This is a genomic window from Lutibacter sp. (genome assembly GCF_016342705.1).
Classification (GTDB): Bacteria; Bacteroidota; Bacteroidia; order Flavobacteriales; family Flavobacteriaceae; genus Lutibacter.
The window spans coordinates 208,028-229,101 of sequence record NZ_JAEINV010000006.1; the positions used below are offsets into that span (position 1 = coordinate 208,028).

Here is a 21,074-nt window from a genome sequence, read left to right on the forward strand (position 1 = left end):
ATTTACCACAATCATAAATTTTAAATTATCTACTTATAGAATTTAGTTTATTTTTGCAGTATGCAATTTAAATTAGAATCAAATTTTAAACCAACTGGAGACCAACCACAAGCAATTGAACAACTTGTAACAGGTATAAATTCCAGTGAAAAATTCCAAACATTGTTGGGTGTTACTGGTTCTGGTAAAACATTTACAGTTGCAAATTTAATTGAAAGAACTCAAAAACCAACGCTTGTACTCGCTCACAATAAAACATTAGCGGCACAATTATACTCAGAATTTAAACAATTTTTCCCTACAAATTCCGTAGAATATTTTGTTTCATATTACGATTATTATCAACCGGAAGCGTACATTCCAGTTACAGGGACGTATATTGAAAAGGATTTATCTATCAACGAAGATATTGAAAAACTAAGAATTAGTGCATCTTCTGCGCTACTTTCAGGAAGAAGAGATGTAATTGTTGTTGCTTCTGTTTCTTGTATTTACGGTATTGGAAATCCTGTTGAATTCAAAAAGAACGTTATAAATATTGAAGTTGATCAACAAATACCACGCACTAAATTTTTACACTTATTAGTTACTAGTTTATATTCCAGAACGGAAACAGAAATTAGCAGCGGAACTTTTAAGGTGAAAGGAGATACCATTACCGTATATCCATCATACGGAGAACACGCGTACAGAATCCATTTTTTTGGCGATGAAATTGAAGAAATTGAAAGTTTTGATGTTACCAATAATCAAGTAGTTGAAAAATTTGAACAATTAACCATTTATCCAGCAAATTTATTTGTTACATCTCCAGATGTTTTGCAAAATGCCATACATGCAATTCAGGAAGATTTAATGAAACAATTCAACTATTTTAATGAAATAGGAAAACATTTAGAAGCAAAACGTTTAAAAGAACGTACCGAATTTGATTTGGAAATGATACGTGAATTGGGCTATTGTAGCGGAATTGAAAATTATTCGAGATATTTAGATGGAAGAGATCCAGGCACAAGACCATTCTGCTTATTAGATTATTTTCCAGATGATTATTTAATGGTAATTGATGAAAGTCATGTTACTATTCCGCAAGTTCATGCAATGTATGGCGGCGACCGATCTAGAAAAGAAAATTTAGTGGAGTTCGGTTTTAGATTACCTGCTGCAATGGATAATAGACCTTTAAAATTTGATGAATTTGAAGCCATTCAAAATCAGGTAATATTTGTGAGTGCAACACCCGCAGATTATGAATTACAAAAAACGGAAGGTGTTTTTATTGAACAAGTTATTAGACCAACTGGCTTACTAGATCCTGAAATTGAAGTAAGACCAAGTATTAACCAGATAGATGATTTAATTGAAGAAATACAAATTAGGGTTGAAAAAGATGAACGTACTTTGGTGACAACACTCACCAAACGAATGGCGGAAGAATTAACCAAATATTTAGGTCGAATTTCTATTCGTTGTCGTTATATTCATTCGGATGTTGATACGTTAGAACGTGTAGAAATTATGGCAGATTTACGAAAAGGTTTATTTGATGTTTTAATTGGAGTGAACTTATTAAGAGAAGGATTAGATTTACCAGAAGTTAGTTTAGTTGCTATTTTAGATGCCGATAAAGAAGGTTTTTTACGTTCGCACAGATCGTTAACGCAAACCATTGGTAGAGCTGCAAGAAACGTTGAAGGAAAAGCAATTTTGTACGCTGATAAAATTACAAACAGCATGCAATTAACCATGGATGAAACAACGAGAAGGCGTGAAAAACAAATTGCATACAATACTGCGAACAACATTACACCCACTCAAATTAAAAAATCTATTGAAAATACGCTAGGAAAAAATACTGTTACCTCTTATCATTATGATAATACTGCACAAATGGCAGCGGAAGAAAACTTATCGTATTTGCCTAAAACAGAAATTGAAAAACGCATAAAAGAAAAGCGGAAACAAATGGAAGAAGCTGCCAAAGCCTTAGATTTTATTATAGCAGCAAAACTGCGTGATGAAATAAAAGTTTTAAAAGAAAATCTATAATTAGTATTAAAATAAAAAAAGAGTTGTAATTATTACAACTCTTTTTTTATTAGTTAAAAACCACAGATGGTGATTTCCTAATATATTAGTTTCCTTTTTTATAATCAGCTAAAAATTGCGCTAAACCACTATCCGTTAACGGGTGTTTTAACAATCCTTTTATTGAAGATAACGGACCTGTCATCACATCTGCCCCAATTTTAGCACAATCAATTACGTGCATTGTATGGCGCACAGAAGCTGCTAAAATTTGAGTTTGAAATCCGTAATTATCATAAATCAATCTAATTTCAGAAATTAAATGCAATCCATCTGTTGAAATATCATCTAAACGACCAATAAACGGAGAAACATACGTTGCTCCTGCCTTTGCAGCCAATAATGCTTGACCAGCTGAAAAAACCAATGTTACATTGGTTCTAATTCCTTTATCAGAAAAATATTTACATGCTTTTATTCCGTCTGCAATCATTGGTAATTTTACCACAATTTGAGGATGTAACGCAGCTAAAGCTTCTCCTTCCTTAACCATTCCTTCAAAATCTGTTGCAATTACTTCAGCACTAACATCACCTTCCACAATGCTACAAATGTTTACATAATGTTTTAAAATATTGTCTGCACCTGTAATTCCTTCTTTAGCCATTAATGATGGGTTTGTAGTAACTCCATCTAAAACACCTAATGCTTGTGCTTCTTTAATTTGCTCTAAATTAGCTGTGTCAATAAAAAATTTCATTTAGTTGTATATTTAATTAATATTGAATTGTTTATTCTTTGCAAAAGTAATTAAATGATTATAATTTATAATGATTCATTAATAACTTTTCATACATTTTATCGGGTAAAATTCGTTTTAAAACAATAGAAAACTTTTGCATAAAATCTCCTACTTTATAATGTATTTTTGGATGAGGCGTATTTATTATTTTATATATAACTTCTGCCATTTCAATAGGATCACTTCCTGCATCTACATGAGAATTCATTAAATCTAAATTTTCCTGATACACTTTTTTATAAGGTGAATTTTCAAAAACGGGTGTATGATATCTTCCTGAAGCAATATTGGTTGCGAAATCACCTGGAGCAACATTAGTAACTTGTATCCCAAAATTTTTCACTTCCATTCTAACAGCCTCTGTAACCAATTCCAACGCTCCTTTTGTTGCCGAATAAATTCCTCTAAAAGGCAATCCCATATAGCCTGCAATAGAAGAAATATTAATAATTAAGCCGCTTTGTTGTTTACGCATGTGTGGTAAAACTGCTTTCATAACATCAATAGCACCAAAAAGATTGGTGTCAAATACCTTTCGCATTTCTTCTGTTGGCGTATCTTCAATGGGACCAGTAATTCCCATTCCGGCATTGTTTATTAAAATATCTAGTTTTCCTTCTACTTTAATAACTTCATTTACAGCATTTAAAATACTTTTTTCAGAATTGACATCTAAAGCCACTAATTTAAAAGGATGATTTAAACATTTTTCAGGATTTCGGCTTGTTCCATAAACTATAAAACCTTTTTCGGATAAATATTCTCCAATAGATTTTCCAATTCCTGAAGAACCGCCAGTAATTAAAACAACTTTAGACATTATATAATTTTTAGGATGTAAAGTTAAAAAGATATAGCGAAGTACCACTAAATATAAGGCATAAAAAAAGGCAAGCTACCTACATCACACCGCTACGACCTAATACCTTTGCTGCGTTCCCGCCCTGGAGGATTCAAAGGGAGCTGGTTGTGTAGGACTTGCCCGGCGCAAAAATACAATCATTTTTTAGTTTACACAATCATTTTTTTTATATTTTTATGTAACATTTTTAATGTTCTGTTTACTAATAAATTAGTTTAAACAATCAATAAATATTAATTATTACATAATATACTTAATAGGTATTAGTATATTTGTTCATCAAAAAAAATCAATTAATCATGGAAAACCAAAAATCATCATCAAAACAAGTAATGTTAAACTATGGTTTAATACTTGGAGTAGTATCAATCATTCTTTCTGTTGGAATATATGCAATGGGTAAAATTTACGATCAAGGTATGGGAGTAATGCTTGCCAGCTTTGTTATAATGGCTGTTGTAATTTTTATGGCACTTAAGAATTTTAAAGCGGGAAACAATAACTTATTAAGCTTAGGAGATGCTTTAAAAATTGGACTTGGAATTGCTTTAGTTGGAGCTATTATTACTGTAATTTACAACCAAATTTTCATCAACTTTATTGAACCAGATTTTATGGAAAATATGATGAAAGTTGGAGAGCAAAAAATGCTTGAACAATACCCTAATATGACAGATGAGCAATTAGAAGGAGCTAAACAAATGCAAGAAAAATTCTCTAGCCCACTAATTGGAGCTGCAATGGGAATTGTTGGTAGCTTATTTTTTGGATTTATTATTTCTTTAATTGAAGGTCTTATATTAAAAAGAACTGAAGAAATAGACTAAATTTATTATAAATGGATATATCAGTAGTTATTCCACTACTTAACGAAGAAGATTCTTTAACCGAATTACACGATTGGATTGCAAAAGTTATGCAATCCAATCGTTATTCTTATGAAATACTTTTTATTGATGATGGCAGTACAGATACTTCTTGGGAAGTTATTGAAAACCTATCACAAAAAAATCCGAATGTAAAAGGTATTAAATTTCAAAAAAACTACGGAAAATCACAAGCGTTAAATGCCGGATTTAAAGAAGTTAAAGGAAATGTAATTATTACCATGGATGCCGATTTGCAGGATAGTCCAGATGAAATTCCTGAATTGTACAACTTAATTATTAAAGAGGATTTCGATTTAATTTCTGGATGGAAGAAAAAACGGTACGATTCTAAAATCAGAAAAAATATTCCTTCCAAATTATTTAATGCAGCAGCACGCAAAACATCTGGATTAAAATTACACGACTTTAATTGTGGTTTAAAAGCCTACAAAAAAGATGTTGTAAAATCTGTTGATGTAAATGGTGAAATGCACAGATACATTCCTGTACTGGCAAAAAATGCTGGTTTTAATAAAATTGGTGAAAAAGTTGTAGAACATCAGGCAAGAAAATATGGTGTTACCAAATTTGGGATTGACAGATTTATCAATGGCTTTTTAGATTTAATAACCATTTGGTTTTTATCAAAATTTGGAAAAAGACCTATGCATTTATTTGGACTTTTAGGAACATTAATGTTTTTTATTGGGCTTTGTTTCTCTTTTTATTTAGGTATAGACAAATTATTTTTTAATCCAACAGGCAGATTAATTACTGAACGGCCTCAATTTTATTTAGCACTGGTTACAATGATAATTGGTACTCAATTCTTTTTAGCTGGTTTTTTAGGTGAAATAATTTTAAGAACAAAAACCGACACCAAAAGATATACCATTTCAAACCAAGTAAACTTATAACGTTTTAGTAAATAGTGTTATTATTTTACAACGATTAATACTATTTTTGTACTACAAAAGATTCTAATAAATTACAAATTATGACAATTTTAGAAAAAGCACAACAATGGCTAACTAGCACATTTGATAAAGAAACACAACAAGAAATTCAACACTTAATAAATACAGACCAAAACCAATTGGCTGACAGATTTTATCAAGATTTAGAATTTGGAACTGGTGGAATGCGTGGAATCATGGGCGCAGGAACAAACAGAATTAATAAATATACGTTAGGTAGAGCTACACAAGGTTTGGCTAATTATTTAATTCAAACGTTTCCAAGTAAACAATTAAAAGTTGCTATTGCTTTTGACTGTCGTCATAACAGTAAATCTTTTGCCAAAATTGTTGCCGATGTATTATCAGCAAATGGTATAAAAGTATTTTTATTTGAAGATTTACGTCCTACTCCAGAGCTTTCGTTTTCAGTAAAACATTTAGGTTGCGATGCAGGAATTGTTTTAACTGCGTCACATAATCCACCTGAATATAATGGGTACAAAGTATATTGGAATGATGGTGGACAAATTGTTCCGCCGCAAGATGGTGAAATTATTAATGAAGTAATAAATTTAGATTTTGCGAATATTAAATTCAACGCAAATGAAAATTTAATTGAATATATTGGAAAAAATGTAGATGATGCCTTTATTGATGCTTCTGTAAAAAATGGAACCTTCAACACAAAAGGAAGAGAAGATTTAAAAATAGTTTTCACATCATTACATGGAACTTCAATTACTGCAATTCCGGAAGCATTTAAAAGAGCTGGTTATTCAAATGTTCATATTGTTGAAGAACAAAGAGTTCCAAACGGAGATTTTCCAACAGTAAAATCACCCAATCCAGAAGAACCTGCAGCCTTAAAAATGGCGACTGATTTAGCAAATAAAGTTGGAGCTGATATTTTAATTGGTACAGATCCAGATTGTGATAGATTAGGTATAGCTGTTAGAGATTTAGAAGGAAACATGAAATTATTAAACGGGAATCAAACCATGTGTTTAATGACTGATTTCTTAATTAAAAAATGGAAAGAAGCAGGTAAATTAAACGGAAAGCAATTTGTTGGTTCTACTATTGTTTCAACAAACTTGGTAAATGAAATTGCTGATAGTTACGGCGTTGAAACTAAAGTTGGTTTAACCGGTTTTAAATGGATTGCTAAAATGGTACGTGAAGCTGAAGGTACACAAGATTTTATTGGAGGTGGTGAAGAAAGTTTTGGATATATGGTTGGCGACTTTGTAAGAGATAAAGATGCAGTTACAGCTACTTTATTAGCTTGTGAAATTGCTGCAGATGCAAAATCCAAAGGAAGTTCTATGTATCAAAAATTATTGCAAATTTATGTAAATAATAATTTTTACAAAGAACATTTAATTGCCATCGTTAAAAAAGGGATGGATGGTGCTGAGCAAATTAAACAAATGATGGTTGATTTACGCGAAAATCCAGTAACAGAAATTGCTGGTTCTAAAGTAAAATATCTCTTTGATTATCAAGCCTCTACTTGCATAGAATTACAATCTGGTAAAGTTCATTCCATTGAAATTCCAAAATCAAACGTTTTAATTTACGAAACCGAAGATGGAACAAAAGTTGCTGCAAGACCAAGTGGAACTGAACCTAAAATAAAATTTTATTTTAGTACTAAAGCTAGTTTAAATACTATAGAAAACGCTAAAAAAGTAGAAGGAGAATTAGATGCTAAAATTCAACAAATTATTGTTGAAATGAAATTAAACTAATTCAACATAACTTATAAAATAATTGATGAAATATTTCAAACAAATATTAGTGTATGCAAAACCGTATAAAATATACGGTTTTTTTAACATTATTAGCAACATTTTATATGCACTTTTTGGAACATTAGCATTTGTGAGTTTAATGCCCATGTTAAAAGTTTTATTTAAAAGTGCTGAACAAATTCATACCAAACCAACTTATACTGGCATTACAAAATTGGGTGATTATCTTGAAAAATCAATCAATTATTTTATTACTCAAAAAGTAAATAATGAAGGCGAATTAAAAGCTTTGTTATTTATGATTGTTATTATCATTAGTACATTTTTATTGAAAAATATTTTTGGCTATTTAGCCATGTATTTCATTACATTTTTAAGAAATGGCGTTTTAAAAGATGTTAGAAATGAATTATATGAAAAAACAGTTGACCTACCACTCGCCTATTTTTCTGAAAAAAGGAAAGGAGATATTATTGCCCGTATTTCAACAGATGTTTTAGAAATTCAACATTCGTTTTTATCTATTTTAGAATTGGTGGTTCGTGAACCCTTAACGATTGTTTTTACAGTAATTGCAATGCTTGCTATTAGTCCACAATTAACACTTTTTGTGTTTTTATTTATTCCAATTGCAGGATTTGTAATTTCATTGGTTGGAAAGAAATTAAAAAAACAATCCGACAGTGTGCAATTGGAACAAGGTCATTTTTTATCTATTTTAGAAGAAACATTAGGTGGATTAAGAGTGATTAAAGGATTTAATGCGGAAGGATATTTCAATAAAAAATTCAGACAATCTACCTCTCGTTTTTATGATTTTTCAAATACGTTGTTGAATCGTCAAAATTTAGCATCTCCTTTAAGTGAATTTTTAGGAATTGGAGTCATTGCCATTTTATTATGGTATGGAGGCTCCTTAGTTTTAGTTGATAAAACCTTGGCTCCAGATGCATTTATTGTATATATGACATTGGCTTACAATATTTTAACACCTGCAAAAGCAATTTCAAAAGCAGTTTATGGCGTTAAAAAAGGGGATGCCGCAGCAGAACGTGTATTGGAAATTTTACATACAAAATCTCCTTTAGCCGACAAACCTAATGCGACGGTTAAACCAACTTTTGATTCAGCGATTTCATTGAAAAATGTTTCGTTTAAATATCAAGATGATTATGTATTGCATGATTTTTCATTAGAAATTCCGAAAGGAAAAACGGTGGCTTTTGTTGGGCAATCTGGAAGTGGAAAATCTACTATTGCTAATTTATTAACTCGTTTTTACGATGTAAATGAAGGTAGTATTTTAATTGATGGTGAAAATATTAAAGACATCACAAAAAAATCTTTACGGAATTTACAAGGCTTGGTTTCTCAAGATTCCATTTTGTTTAATGATACTGTTAAAAACAATATTTTATTAGGACTTGAAAATAAATCTGATGATGAAATTATAGCAGCAGCAAAAATTGCCAATGCGCACGAGTTTATTAAAGATTTACCAAATGGTTACGATTTTAATATTGGTGACAGTGGAAATAAATTATCTGGCGGACAAAAACAACGTTTAAGTATTGCACGTGCAGTTCTTAAAAACCCACCTATTATGATTTTGGATGAAGCAACCTCAGCATTGGATACAGAATCTGAAAGATTGGTACAAGATGCGTTGGAAAAAATGATGCAAAACAGAACTTCCGTTGTTATTGCACACAGGCTTTCTACTATTCAAAAAGCGGATATTATTATAGTATTACAAAAAGGAAAAATTGTAGAACAAGGAACTCATAATGAGCTAATTGCAAATAATAATATTTATAAAAAATTAGTTGAAATGCAAACGCTTTAAAACTAAAAAAAACGTCAACCTAAATAATTTTAAGTTGACGTTTTCTTTTTACTTTTTAGAAATTTACACTTTCAAACCAAGCTTTTCGGCTCTTTTCAACATAAATTCATAGGCAGCATCATACTCATTTGGGATTTCTCCTTCTAAAATAGCTTCTTTAATTGCATCTTTAATTTGACCAATTTCGCGGCAAGGTTTCAAATTAAATGTTTCCATAATTAATTCACCTGAAATTGGTGGTTGAAAATTACGAACGTGATCGCGCTCCTCAACTTCTTTAATTTTATTTCGTACAATATCAAAGTTTTTGTGATACTTTTTAAATCTACTTGGGTTTTTTGTAGTTATATCTGCTTCACACAAAGTCATTAAACTTTCCACATCATCACCTGCATCAAAAATTAAACGACGAACTGCTGAATCCGTAACTTCTGTCGCTAACACAATTGGACGAGAACTTAGCAATACCATTTTTTGAACAAACTTCATTTTGTTGTTCATTGGTAATCGCATTCTTTTAAATAGCTTATACACCATTTTAGAACCTACAAATTCGTGTCCGTGAAATGTCCATCCTAACGTTTTATGAAACTTTTTTGTGGGTGCTTTTCCAATATCGTGTAATAATGCAGCCCAACGCAGCCAAAGATCATTGGTGTTTTTTGAAATGTTGTCAACCACTTCAAACGTATGATAAAAATTATCTTTATGTTTCTGACCTTCCACCTCTTCTACTCCTTTTAAGGCTGTTAACTCCGGTAAAAAACGATCTAATAAATTGGTGTCATACAATAAAATAAACCCAACAGAAGGAACATCAGCAAGCATAATTTTATTCAATTCATCAACAATACGTTCACGAGTAATTATATCAATTCGTTCAGCATTTCTTGAAATAGCTTCTAACGATGCTGTTTCAATTGTAAACCCTAATTGCGTTGCAAAACGAATAGCTCTCATCATTCGTAAAGGATCATCGGAATAGGTAATATCTGGATTTAAAGGTGTTCTAATTATTTTACTTTCTAAATCTTTAATTCCGTTAAATGGATCTAATAAGGTTCCGAAATCGGCTTTATTTAAACTTAAAGCCAAGGCATTTATGGTAAAATCTCTTCTGTTTTGGTCATCTTCTAATGTTCCATCTTCAACTACAGGATTTCTGCTATCTTCATTATACGATTCTTTACGAGCACCCACAAATTCAATTTCAATATCATCAAAACGCAACATAGCAGTTCCGTAGGTTTTAAACACCTGAACTTTTGGTTTGTTAGGTAATAATTTTGCAACTTCATTGGCTAAATCAATACCACTTCCAACAGCAACAATATCAATATCTTTAGGTGTTCCTCTTTCTAAAAAAAAATCGCGTACAAAACCTCCAATTACATAGGTTTCTAATTGTAAATTGGATGCTGCTTTTGAAATATATTCAAAAATTGGATGAATTAATGCTTCTTTGTAAGTATTGTTTATTGACATATTTTCTAATAACAAAGTCCTTAAAAATATCAAAACGTCATTCTGAACTTGTTTCAGAATCTCATCACACAAATTTCAAATTATGATGTGAACCTGAAACAAGTTCAGGTTGACGAAAATTTAATTTTCAAGTAAACTCCTTTTGCATTTAAATTTATAACTATTTTCGAAGCACTATAATTTCACCATTTTCTGCCACTTTAAGTATGGTAGAAGACTTGTCATTTCTTTCTTCGCGGTGCAAATTTACAACATAGTCTACGCTCTCCAAAATTGGTTGTGCTATTTCTTTAAAACTTTTAGGCGTTTCGCTTCCACTAATATTTGCTGATGTAGATACAATTGGCTTTCCAAATAGAGAAATTAGTTGTTTACAGAAGTCATTTTGAACAATTCTAATAGCAACTGTATTATCTTGCGCAACTACATTTTTTGCCAAACCAATTGGATTGTTATAAATAATAGTGGTTGGATTTGTTGTTTTAGACAATAACTCAATTATTTCTTTAGAAATTAAAGGAATATATTGTTGCAACATTTCAATGTCATCAACTAAAATAATAAGGCTTTTGGTTTCTTCTCGTTGCTTTATTTGAAACACTTTTTTAACTGCTGCTGCGGAGGTTGCATCGCAACCTATTCCCCATACGGTATCAGTTGGATACAATAACATCTTATTTTCTTGAAGAATTTTAAGGCTCTTTTTTAATTCATTTTCAACCATCTTTTAATCAATTCGATTTTTATTATATAATCCCAACGTTTTTTTAAAATCTTTAAAATAAATATCAAGTGAAGAATTAACTTTATTATAAGCGCTTAACCATCTCCACGTTTTATACAGTTTTAAGTTGTTTATTAATTCGTTCTTTTTAGAACTAACTATATTAAAATCATCCAAAACTTTAGCTCCAATATTATTATAACCCGTAAATAAATTTACTTTATTTGAATTATGAATCACACAGAGCCACAATCGTTTATTTGTTACTCTAATAATATTTTTTTCATACTTCCAGGATCCATGTCTGCTTCTAAACCAAACACTTTTTAAATTTTCCTTTTTTTCAATTAAAGATATAAACGGATTGTAAAGTTGTTTTTTTAATCCAAAACGGACAGTTGAACCTGTTTGTAAGGTATAACCATCAATTAGGTCTATTGCAAAATGATCTTGACTATCAAAATAACTTTGAATGGTATTTACATAGTTTATATGTAAACTATCATCATTATCTAAACGTGAAGTAATACAGTATTCTTTAGAATCTAATAATTTTATGTTCTTTACAATTTCTGGTAAAAAATTGGTCATTCCATCTATAAAAAAAGGAACAAAATTATCGAAAGATTTTTGAAACTCCTCCACCTTTTGTTTATAACTTTCTGGTGTATTTATATCAAAAAAAACAAGCCATTTAAAGTTTTTATTTGTTTGATTTTTTACCGAGCTAAAACAATAGTTTTCAAATAAGTCGAAACGCTCTTGTAGCCAGGAATCGGACAATACTTTTTCGTTATTTTTAGTTGTAGTCCAATCGTCTTTCCTAAGGTTAAACCTTGTAATTATATAATGTTGAAACATTTTATTATCGAAATCAGATACATAAAATCAAGCTAAACTTATTGAAATATTCAAACCTAATTTACTGTAAATTATTATTATTTGTTAAAATTTAAAGTAATTCAATTTTTTCCTCATTTGGTATTTGCGAAAAAGATTTAAAGGTTTTTTCTTTAAATAAGATCTGTCTTTTTCTAAAAATGCTAAAGTTGTATCAATAATTCTTTTACTAGATTTCCCATCATTGTATGGATGCGTAAATTCGATATAATTCTCAATTTCTTTCATTACATCTTTAGGGTAAGAAAATGCTCTTTCAAGGCTTTCTTCAATCTGGCTAACCTCTTCAATATTCATTAAATGAGGCATTGGTTTATTGTTTCTAAAAGTAACAACCGGTTTACGCTGCAAAATAAATTCAGGAATTGCAGAAGTTGTATCAGAAAACATGATGTCAGCTATTTTAAAAATAGGAATGATGTCTGTTGTATCAAAATATTTCAAATTTTCATTTTCTAAACTTTTGAATTTCTCAACAATAACAGGGTCCATTTTAGGGTGTAAAATCACTAAAAACTGCCATTTCCCAATTAATGACAATCGCTTAATTTCTTCAAAAACTTCAGGAATATTGGCTAAACTGTATTTAGTAGTAAAAGTAGAAGAAATAAGTACGGTTGGCTTAGCATTAATTCTTTCTAACGTATTAGTTTCACTAAAAAGTGGATCAACTTTGGACCAACCTGTTTCAACTACTTCAAAATAGCCGTGCTTCTTTTTTAACATATTAAAAGGACCTGTAGTTGAAGGTCCTTGTGTACAATACAAATCGAAAAAACCTCGTATTCTAAAATGACCTTTCTTAAAACTCCATTTATTCACCAAAAATCCGTGAAATATTTGAACTTTAATTCCTGGAAAAAAATGAGGAACAGCATCAGTTGCTACCAAAACTATTTCAGGATTATAATCCATTACCTCCTGCACCGTGTTTAACAATGTTTCTTCTATTGTTAAATATGTTTTAGCGCTTTCTAATTCAGAAAACCATTTTACATCGTGACCTCTTTTAATAATTTCCTTTTGAAGAGGTTTACCAATTGGAACACTATATCCGTGTGAAATATGAATTAAAAAACGCATTATAAACTTGTAATAAAATTATATGCAAATATACAAAATTAAACTGCTACATTGTTTTCACGCAACGCATCATTTAATGATGTTTTTTTATCAGTACTTTCTTTACGTTTTCCAATAATCATAGCGCAAGGAACATAAAATTCACCTGCTGGAAATACTTTTTTATAACTTCCCGGAATTACAACTGAACGTGAAGGAACAAATCCTTTATATTCTACTGGAGAATCTCCTGTTACATCAATAATTTTAGTACTCATTGTTAACACCACATTTGCTCCTAAAACTGCCTCTTTTTCAACACGAACTCCTTCCACAACTATACAACGAGAACCTACAAAAACGTTATCTTCTATAATAACTGGTGCGGTTTGTAATGGTTCTAAAACACCACCAATTCCAACACCTCCACTTAAATGAACATTTTTACCAATTTGTGCACAACTACCAACAGTTGCCCAAGTATCTACCATAGTTCCTTCATCTACATACGCACCAATATTTACATAACTTGGCATTAAAATAGTTCCTGCAGAAATATATGATCCGTGACGTGCAACTGCGTGAGGAACTACTCTCACTCCTTTTTCTTTATAACCTCTTTTTAACGGAATTTTATCATGATATTCAAAAATACCAACTTCAATCGTTTCCATTTGTTGAATAGGAAAATAAAGCACCACCGCTTTTTTCACCCATTCATTCACTTGCCATCCGTTTTCAATAGGGTGTGCAACACGTAATGTTCCACTATCTAATAAATTTACTACTTCTCGTATAGCATTCTGCGTTGTTGTTTCTTTTAATAATTCTCTTTTTTCCCAGGCGTTTTCAATAATTTTTCTTAGTGCTTCCATTCATTTAATATTCTATGAATCGCAAATATAAAATATATAAAAGATTTTCTAATTCAAAATAGCTAAATTTGCACAACTTTAAAAATTCTGTTAATATTTTGGCTCGTATTTTAGCTTTTGATTATGGTGAAAAAAGAACTGGAATTGCTATAACTGATGAACTTCAGATTATTGCTTCTGGACTGACAACTGTTGATACTAAAAAAATATTTTCATTTTTAACAGATTATTTAAAAAATGAAAATGTAGAATTATTTATTGTTGGCGAACCTAAACAAATGAATAATAAAGCGAGTGAAAGCGAACAATTTATTAAGGTTTTTGTTGAAAAATTAAGCACTACTTTCCCTAAAATTCCGATTAAAAGAATTGATGAACGCTTTACCTCAAAAATGGCATTTCAAAGTATGATTGATAGTGGTTTAAAAAAGAAACAGCGCCAAAATAAAGAGCTAATTGATGAAATTAGCGCTACTTTAATTTTGCAATCTTATTTACACAATCAATAAAAAAATTAATTACTTAGCGTTTAATTTATAAATAGCATCCGCAAATTTTTCACCTAAATCTATATAGCCATTACTGTCGTAATGCCAAGTGTCGGAATATTTATAATATCTTGTATTTCTAATAATGGAAGCATTTCCATCCGTTTTTGCAAATTTTTCTTGTGCATATTGCACCAATTCGCCGTAATCCCAAACTTTCCCATCGGCATCATTCCAAGAATCTGAAATTTTTCCAATAACAACTGGTAAATCATCTACTCTTAAACTAGCTCTTATTAAATCCATTAACCTTTTTAAGTTGAAATAATATTTATTTGCGACTTCTTCAGTAAAATCGGCATCACTTTCACCTTGCATCCAAATGATACCAGAAGGAATTAAAACATCTGCTTTTCCATTTCCATCTATATCTCCATTACTAAAAGCTCCGTTCAAAGTAATTAAAAAATGATCATATTGATTTATTCCTTTAAAATCTGGCTCCCAACTACCAAATTGTCTAGCCGCTAAACTATCTATTGATGAACCTCCTTTGGCATATTTTATAAATGCAATTTTATCGTTCGGATATAATTCTTGCAACCTTTTAGCTAACGATAATTCAATTCCAAATCTTTCAGAATACTGATTTTTTATACCATCCGAAGAAAAGCCAACGCCATGACCTGGTTTTAAAACTTCCCATTTTCCCAAACCTCCATTTTGCTGATGATCTCCTGCTGGATTTCCTTCATAAATAAACACATTTTTAAATGGCTTATTTAAATCCTTTGGTAAATCTTTAGTATAACCATAGCCTTCCATATTAGACTGACCTCCTAAATAAAAAACCCGAATACTATCTTTTTGTTGGCTGAATAACAATAATGGAAAAATTGTAAATAGTAATAAGATTGATTGATAATGTTTCATAGCTAAATGGCGACTTAAATAATTTAAAGTATTGAAATTACTGCGGATAAAATTACTACATTAATATGTATTAATAATTGTACCAGCTGGAATATTATAATATATTTCAGTTATTTTTAGTTGAAGCCATGTAAAATCTCCATCCTCTAATTTCCAAGTTACATGGATTTCTTCAGGGATTTTAATTTTATTAAAAACCTTATTTTTAATGACCTCAACCTCCCATTCTTTTGGTTGTACATCATTTAAATCTTTATATCTCAAAGTACTAAACTTTTTGAATTCGCCATTTTCACTAAAGAAAAATGTTCCTGAAGTTGTTATATTATTCATTGAAATAGTAGCCTTTGCACTTCCATCATCAATATATTCCCACGAAATGTATGAACTTAAAGCTGCAGAAGGAAACCAAACAATTTCAGCTAAAAATCTTTGAAGCGTTGCTTCGTTCACTTTTTTATTATTTTTCACATTCACAATTGGTATAATTGAACCCATTTTTATCATCATTTCTCCATTTCCATTTTCTAACTTATCTCTTCCTTTCATACTTATAATGGAATTGATATTCATAGCTACAGACCAGTTAAAAGCTGCTGGATATGTTGTAAAATATTGCTGAGCAGTAGCTTTGTACCATTTTTTTTGTTGTGGTTTTAGTTTCATTAAAATTTTCTGTTTTAAATACACACTTTTAATTTTGAATGTGTTATTTACGCCACAATTTCTTAACCAATTTTGAACAGGAATTGGTACATCTTCTATGGAATTTACACGCATTAATTCCTTTTTTTTATTTAATTCTACTTTAGAAAGCATCTGTACAACTTCTTCTTTCACCTGCTTTGAAAAACTAAAATTTCCATAAGCAAACATACAAGCAAGCCATATAATTAAGTTTAGCATAGTGCCAAATTTGGCTTCTTTCCAAAATACAATTATAATTATTTGAGAAATTAAAACAGAAAGGAATCCAAATAACCACCAATAATTGCTTTTAAACAGCAATAAAAAGGTGGTTATTAAGAAAAATATAGCGGCTATCAGCCAGTATATACCGTAAATTTTTGATATTGAACTGCTTAATAAATTGAGTTCAATAATTTTAAAGGCTTTTAAAAAACCCAACACATGAATTAATGCGTGTGTTACAAGCAAAATAGCAACTAAAATTCTCATTACTATTAACTTTTACATGTTCTCCGTTACACGTTGGTAATACCAATTTGCATCAGGATTTCTTATCCCATTTTTTGTGTAATATCCTGTAATTACATTGTTATCTGGAGAAATGGTGTAATGATACATATATCCTTGATCTATAGTTTTACCATTTAAAACAGATGGAAATACTTTAAAATTCATTTGTCTACCTTCAAATTGTCCTTCACCTTTATAGGATTTCCAAATTTTTGTATTGATATCTATCCAAGAAATAACAATCGTAAATTTATTTCCCTCTTGCCAAATATTTAACCGATCATCTTGATCTCTTGCGCCCCGATGCGCCCAACTTCCATAAACATTAATTGGTAATGTTTCTTGTGCCGTTGTTTTTATAGTTGAACTGTTAGAATTAATTTTAGTTCCATTCCATTTTTTTGTTGGTGTAGCATTGTTATACCCATATTTTCCAGTAAATGCTGAAAAATCGGAATTAAAAATAAATTCAAACTTTCCACTTTTTTTACTTCCGCTATTGCTCCAAGTACCCACAAGTCTATTTCCGTTTAAAATTGCTTCAATCTTTCCATTACCACCCTCGTAGGTTCCGGCAACTCTGTTTCCATTTTGTTGCAAGGTCATTTGAGCGTAGTCTGTTTTATAAACGCCGGAAACATTGTGTAAAATGGTTTCAACTTCTGGACTAACAACCTTTACTGTATTTGAAGATTTAATTTTAGTTCCATTCCATTTTTTTGTTGGAGTAGCATTGTTATACCCATATTTTCCAATATAAGATGTAAAGTCGGAATTAAAAATAAATTCAAACTTTCCACTTTTTTTACTTCCGCTATTGCTCCAAGTTCCAACAAGTAAATTTCCGTTTAAAATTGCGTCAATTTTTCCATTACCGCTTTCGTAAGTTCCGGTAACTCTGTTTCCATTTTGTTGCAATGTCATTTCTTTGTAGTCTGTTTTATAAACGCCAGCAACATTTTGTGAAAACCCTACAAAACTAACAAAAAATGTAACTAGCAAAATAATTAGATTCTTTTTCATCTTCTAAAAATTAATGCGTTTTAAAAATGCTTACTCTATCGATTTTCAGCTTTTTCTCGGCTACTCATTTATTAATGTCGAATTTCGCTTTCACATGTTCGACGTTGGGTGTTCAACCCATTTAAAACTTGCTCCCAATTTATAATTATATAAAATGAAAGGGGAATCCGCTCTAATTTAAAACAAAAAATAAGGGTTGAAAAATATAAAACAAGGTTGTTTTACTCTTTAAATTTAAGAAAAAAACGTGATAAAACATTGAAATTTAAAAGATTTCAACTTCAAATTGATAATTACATTATTGTAGTTATTTTTAAAAAGAGTTTATTTATAAAAATTATTTATATCATAAAAAACGGCAAAGTTTTCATTAAATCTGAAAAAAACTAAATACAATTTATTTATAATATTAACGGTTTTGTAAATTACAATTCCCAACATTTTATTATTCATTTAATCTTTTGTATTTTTGCAAACCAAAAAAAAGAATATGATTTTACCTATTGTGGCGTACGGCGATCCTGTTTTAAGAAAAGTAGGAGTAGAAATTGACAAAAACTACCCTAATTTAGCAGAACTTATTGAGAACATGAGAGAGACTATGGTGAATGCACAAGGTGTTGGTTTAGCTGCACCGCAAATTGACAAGTCTATACGTTTATTTCTTGTAAATACAACACCATTTGGCGAAGATGAAGATTTAGAAGAAACTGAACGCGCATTTTTATCTAATTTTAATAAAGTGTTTATTAACGCTAAAATTTTAAAAGAAGAGGGAGAAGAATGGGCATTTAATGAAGGTTGTTTAAGTATTCCTGATATTAGGGAAGACGTATTTAGACAAGAAAAAATTACCATTGAGTATTTAGACGAAAATTTTGAAAAACACACCGACGTAATTGGTGGTTTAGCAGCTAGAGTTGTACAACATGAATACGATCATATTGAAGGAATTTTATTTACTGATAAAATATCTTCCTTAAAAAAACGATTAATTAAAAAGAAATTAGAAAATATTTCAAAAGGAAAAGTAAACGCTGATTACAGAATGAAATTTTTTTCACCAAAAAGAAAATAACTATATGGAATTAAAAAATATTGTTGCCATTAATGGTAAACCAGGATTGTTTGAGATTAAAGCACAATCTAAAGGAGGAATTATTGTAGAATCATTACTTGATGGTAAAAAAACACCAGTAACTGCTACACATAATATTAGTGCTTTAAACGAAATTGCAATTTACACGTACGAAGAGGAAATTCCATTACGTATAGTTTTTAAAGCAATTGCAGAAAAAGAAGGTGGAAAAGAAGGATTAAGTCCTAAAGAAAGCGGAAAAGTATTAACGTCTTATTTTAGAGAAGTTTTACCAAACTTTGATGAAGAACGTGTGTACACTTCTAACATCAAAAAAGTATTAACTTGGTATAATTTATTAGCCTCAAAAAACTTCGATTTTGCTTCAATAGTAGAAGTGGAAGAAGAAACAACCGAAGAATAATATGCACACAAGAGAACAGCAACTTCAGGCATTTGGTCGTTTATTAGACATTATGGATGAGTTGCGTTCTAAATGTCCTTGGGATCAAAAACAAACATTTCAATCGCTTCGACATTTAACTATTGAAGAAACCTATGAATTAGGTGACGCCATTCTTAATAACGATTTACAAGAAATTAAAAAAGAATTAGGCGATGTTTTATTACACATTGTTTTTTACGCTAAAATAGGTTCTGAAACGGACGCTTTTGATATTGCAGATGTTGCAGAATCTATTTCAGAAAAATTAATTTACCGCCATCCACATATTTATGGAGATGTTGAAGTAGAAAACGAAGAGGACGTAAAACAAAACTGGGAAAAGCTAAAACTAAAAGAAGGTAAAACCTCGGTTTTAGAAGGTGTTCCGCCATCGTTACCTGCCATGGTAAAGGCCAATAGAATTCAAGATAAAGTTGCTGGAGTTGGTTTTGACTGGGAAAAACCGGAACAAGTTTGGGAAAAAGTTCAGGAAGAATTGAATGAATTAAATGCTGAAATTGAAAAAGGAAATACCGATAACATAGAAGCCGAATTTGGTGATGTATTATTTTCACTCATCAATTATGCGCGGTTTATTAAGGTAAATCCAGAAAATGCTTTAGAACGCACCAATAAAAAATTCATCAACAGATTTCAACACCTTGAAACAGCAGCAAAAAAAATGGATAAATCACTACATGATATGTCTTTAGCTGAAATGGATGTGTTTTGGAATGCAGCTAAAAAACTATACAAATAGAAATTACTTTAACTTCTATCAATTAATTTTTTTACCTTAGTATATTAAACTTATTATAATGGAGAAAATTGTAATTATAACTGGCGGCAGTAAAGGAATAGGACACGGAATTGCAGAAGTATATCATAAAAACGGGTATAGAGTTATTTCAATTTCAAGAACTACTTTAAAAAAAGAGTATGCTGTTGAACAGTATCCATGTGATTTAACAGATCTACAACAATTAGAAAAAACAATTACCGAAATATTTTCTCATTTAGACAAGACTAATACTTCCATTTTAACATTATTTAATAATGCCGGTAGTTTAGGAACTGTAAATACGCTTGAAAATATTTCAGCTGAAAATATTAGCAATACCATTCAAATAAATTTAACTGCACCTTTAGTAGTAAGTTCATTATTTATAAAATTTACGAAAGGGTGGGATTGTAAAAAGCGAATTATAAATATCTCTTCAGGTGCTGCCATAAATCCTTACGGAAGTTGGGCCATGTATTGTTCCACAAAAGCTGGATTGGATATGCTTACAAAAGTAGTGGCCAAAGAACAGAAAAAAATTAAAAACGGTGTTAAAATAACTTCTGTGTATCCGGGTGTGGTTGACACTGATATGCAAGAAGAAGTTAGAAACACCTCCAAAGAAAATTTTAAATCAGTTCAACGATTTATTGATTTTTACGAAAAAGGGGCGCTCGCTACACCAAAACAAGTTGCAGAACAAATTTATGAGCTTGATATGAATGGTAAGTTAAAAAACGGAAAAATTATTGATGTAAGAAATTACAAATAATAAAAAAGGCGTACACCTTTTTTTAATAGTTGTACACCTTTTTTCAATAGTTGCGCAACTATTGAAATTTGTTGCGCAACTTTTAAAATTTGTTGTGCAACTTTTAAAAGTATGAGTCGTCCTAAAATAGGTTGACGATTATTAAAAAAATTAATGAAAACCTGTGAAGATATCTTCACAGGTTTTTT

At 30.4% G+C, this 21,074-nt stretch carries 21 protein-coding genes and 1 other RNA gene; 10 read left to right on the forward strand and 12 right to left on the reverse strand.

Annotated features, from left to right (window positions below):
• The first annotated feature begins 60 nt into the window (after positions 1-60).
• Complete coding sequence (gene uvrB, locus JEY78_RS07870; protein ID WP_291849172.1) at positions 61-2,049, forward strand: excinuclease ABC subunit UvrB; 1,989 nt, start codon at positions 61-63, stop codon at positions 2,047-2,049.
• A gap of 85 nt (positions 2,050-2,134) precedes the next feature.
• On the opposite strand, the gene fsa is transcribed toward uvrB, so the two are convergent.
• From fsa to ffs, 3 genes are all read right to left on the reverse strand, one after another.
• Positions 2,135-2,788 (reverse strand): fructose-6-phosphate aldolase, encoded by a 654-nt coding sequence (gene fsa / locus JEY78_RS07875; RefSeq protein ID WP_291849175.1) that lies wholly within the window; start codon positions 2,786-2,788, stop codon positions 2,135-2,137.
• A gap of 58 nt (positions 2,789-2,846) precedes the next feature.
• On the reverse strand, positions 2,847-3,650 hold the full coding sequence (locus tag JEY78_RS07880; protein ID WP_291849178.1) for an SDR family oxidoreductase: 804 nt from the start codon (positions 3,648-3,650) through the stop codon (positions 2,847-2,849).
• Between the two features lie 65 nt (positions 3,651-3,715).
• Positions 3,716-3,814: signal recognition particle sRNA small type (gene ffs, locus JEY78_RS07885), an RNA gene on the reverse strand.
• 177 nt (positions 3,815-3,991) lie between these two features.
• On the opposite strand from ffs, the gene JEY78_RS07890 reads away from it, so the two are divergent.
• The 4 genes from JEY78_RS07890 (at position 3,992) to JEY78_RS07905 (ending at position 9,120) form a co-directional block, all read left to right on the forward strand.
• On the forward strand, positions 3,992-4,519 hold the full coding sequence (locus JEY78_RS07890; RefSeq protein ID WP_291849181.1) for a DUF4199 domain-containing protein: 528 nt from the start codon (positions 3,992-3,994) through the stop codon (positions 4,517-4,519).
• Between the two features lie 11 nt (positions 4,520-4,530).
• The gene (locus tag JEY78_RS07895) at positions 4,531-5,478 is read left to right on the forward strand and encodes a glycosyltransferase family 2 protein (RefSeq protein ID WP_291849184.1); all 948 of its coding nucleotides are present in this window, start codon (positions 4,531-4,533) and stop codon (positions 5,476-5,478) included.
• 80 nt (positions 5,479-5,558) lie between these two features.
• Positions 5,559-7,271, forward strand: a complete 1,713-nt coding sequence (locus JEY78_RS07900) for a phospho-sugar mutase (RefSeq protein ID WP_291849187.1) — start codon at positions 5,559-5,561, stop codon at positions 7,269-7,271.
• A gap of 25 nt (positions 7,272-7,296) precedes the next feature.
• On the forward strand, positions 7,297-9,120 hold the full coding sequence (locus JEY78_RS07905; protein WP_291849190.1) for an ABC transporter ATP-binding protein: 1,824 nt from the start codon (positions 7,297-7,299) through the stop codon (positions 9,118-9,120).
• 63 nt (positions 9,121-9,183) lie between these two features.
• On the opposite strand, the gene JEY78_RS07910 is transcribed toward JEY78_RS07905, so the two are convergent.
• From JEY78_RS07910 to JEY78_RS07930, 5 genes are all read right to left on the reverse strand, one after another.
• Positions 9,184-10,605 carry an HD domain-containing protein gene (locus JEY78_RS07910; RefSeq protein WP_291849193.1) on the reverse strand — a complete coding sequence of 474 codons (1,422 nt, stop codon included), beginning with the start codon at positions 10,603-10,605 and terminating at the stop codon, positions 9,184-9,186.
• A gap of 160 nt (positions 10,606-10,765) precedes the next feature.
• Positions 10,766-11,329, reverse strand: a complete 564-nt coding sequence (locus JEY78_RS07915; RefSeq protein ID WP_291849195.1) for an L-threonylcarbamoyladenylate synthase — start codon at positions 11,327-11,329, stop codon at positions 10,766-10,768.
• 3 nt (positions 11,330-11,332) lie between these two features.
• A complete protein-coding gene (locus tag JEY78_RS07920; protein ID WP_291849198.1) occupies positions 11,333-12,190 on the reverse strand; it encodes a glycosyltransferase in 858 nt (285 codons plus the stop codon).
• 84 nt (positions 12,191-12,274) lie between these two features.
• Positions 12,275-13,312, reverse strand: a complete 1,038-nt coding sequence (locus JEY78_RS07925) for a UDP-N-acetylglucosamine 2-epimerase (RefSeq protein WP_291849201.1) — start codon at positions 13,310-13,312, stop codon at positions 12,275-12,277.
• Between the two features lie 38 nt (positions 13,313-13,350).
• Positions 13,351-14,166 carry a 2,3,4,5-tetrahydropyridine-2,6-dicarboxylate N-succinyltransferase gene (locus JEY78_RS07930; RefSeq protein WP_291849204.1) on the reverse strand — a complete coding sequence of 272 codons (816 nt, stop codon included), beginning with the start codon at positions 14,164-14,166 and terminating at the stop codon, positions 13,351-13,353.
• Between the two features lie 98 nt (positions 14,167-14,264).
• Here JEY78_RS07930 and ruvX point away from each other — a divergent pair, with 98 nt between their 5' ends.
• Positions 14,265-14,675: a Holliday junction resolvase RuvX gene (ruvX, locus tag JEY78_RS07935; RefSeq protein ID WP_291849243.1), complete on the forward strand. Its 411-nt coding sequence runs from the start codon at positions 14,265-14,267 to the stop codon at positions 14,673-14,675.
• 9 nt (positions 14,676-14,684) lie between these two features.
• Here ruvX and JEY78_RS07940 read toward each other — a convergent pair whose 3' ends face one another.
• The 3 genes from JEY78_RS07940 to JEY78_RS07950 are packed head-to-tail and all read right to left on the reverse strand — an operon-like array spanning position 14,685 to position 17,810.
• On the reverse strand, positions 14,685-15,587 hold the full coding sequence (locus JEY78_RS07940; RefSeq protein WP_291849207.1) for a sialate O-acetylesterase: 903 nt from the start codon (positions 15,585-15,587) through the stop codon (positions 14,685-14,687).
• Between the two features lie 60 nt (positions 15,588-15,647).
• Positions 15,648-16,766, reverse strand: coding sequence for a DUF6544 family protein (locus JEY78_RS07945; protein WP_291849210.1), 1,119 nt, complete (start codon positions 16,764-16,766; stop codon positions 15,648-15,650).
• Positions 16,767-16,778: 12 nt separating this feature from the next.
• Positions 16,779-17,810, reverse strand: a complete 1,032-nt coding sequence (locus JEY78_RS07950) for a hypothetical protein (RefSeq protein WP_291849213.1) — start codon at positions 17,808-17,810, stop codon at positions 16,779-16,781.
• 490 nt (positions 17,811-18,300) lie between these two features.
• Here JEY78_RS07950 and def point away from each other — a divergent pair, with 490 nt between their 5' ends.
• The 4 genes from def to JEY78_RS07970 are packed head-to-tail and all read left to right on the forward strand — an operon-like array spanning position 18,301 to position 20,886.
• Positions 18,301-18,888, forward strand: coding sequence for a peptide deformylase (def, locus tag JEY78_RS07955; protein ID WP_291849215.1), 588 nt, complete (start codon positions 18,301-18,303; stop codon positions 18,886-18,888).
• Between the two features lie 4 nt (positions 18,889-18,892).
• Positions 18,893-19,312, forward strand: coding sequence for a DUF5606 domain-containing protein (locus JEY78_RS07960; protein ID WP_291849217.1), 420 nt, complete (start codon positions 18,893-18,895; stop codon positions 19,310-19,312).
• Position 19,313: 1 nt separating this feature from the next.
• Positions 19,314-20,093, forward strand: coding sequence for a nucleoside triphosphate pyrophosphohydrolase (gene mazG, locus JEY78_RS07965; RefSeq protein ID WP_291849219.1), 780 nt, complete (start codon positions 19,314-19,316; stop codon positions 20,091-20,093).
• A 58-nt stretch (positions 20,094-20,151) separates the two neighbouring features.
• Complete coding sequence (locus JEY78_RS07970; RefSeq protein ID WP_291849221.1) at positions 20,152-20,886, forward strand: (S)-benzoin forming benzil reductase; 735 nt, start codon at positions 20,152-20,154, stop codon at positions 20,884-20,886.
• Here JEY78_RS07970 and JEY78_RS07975 read toward each other — a convergent pair.
• Positions 20,877-21,074, reverse strand: a 198-nt coding sequence (locus JEY78_RS07975) for a hypothetical protein (protein ID WP_291849223.1), incomplete at its 5' end; no start/stop codon positions are given. The two genes, JEY78_RS07970 and JEY78_RS07975, sit on opposite strands and share 10 nt — an antisense overlap.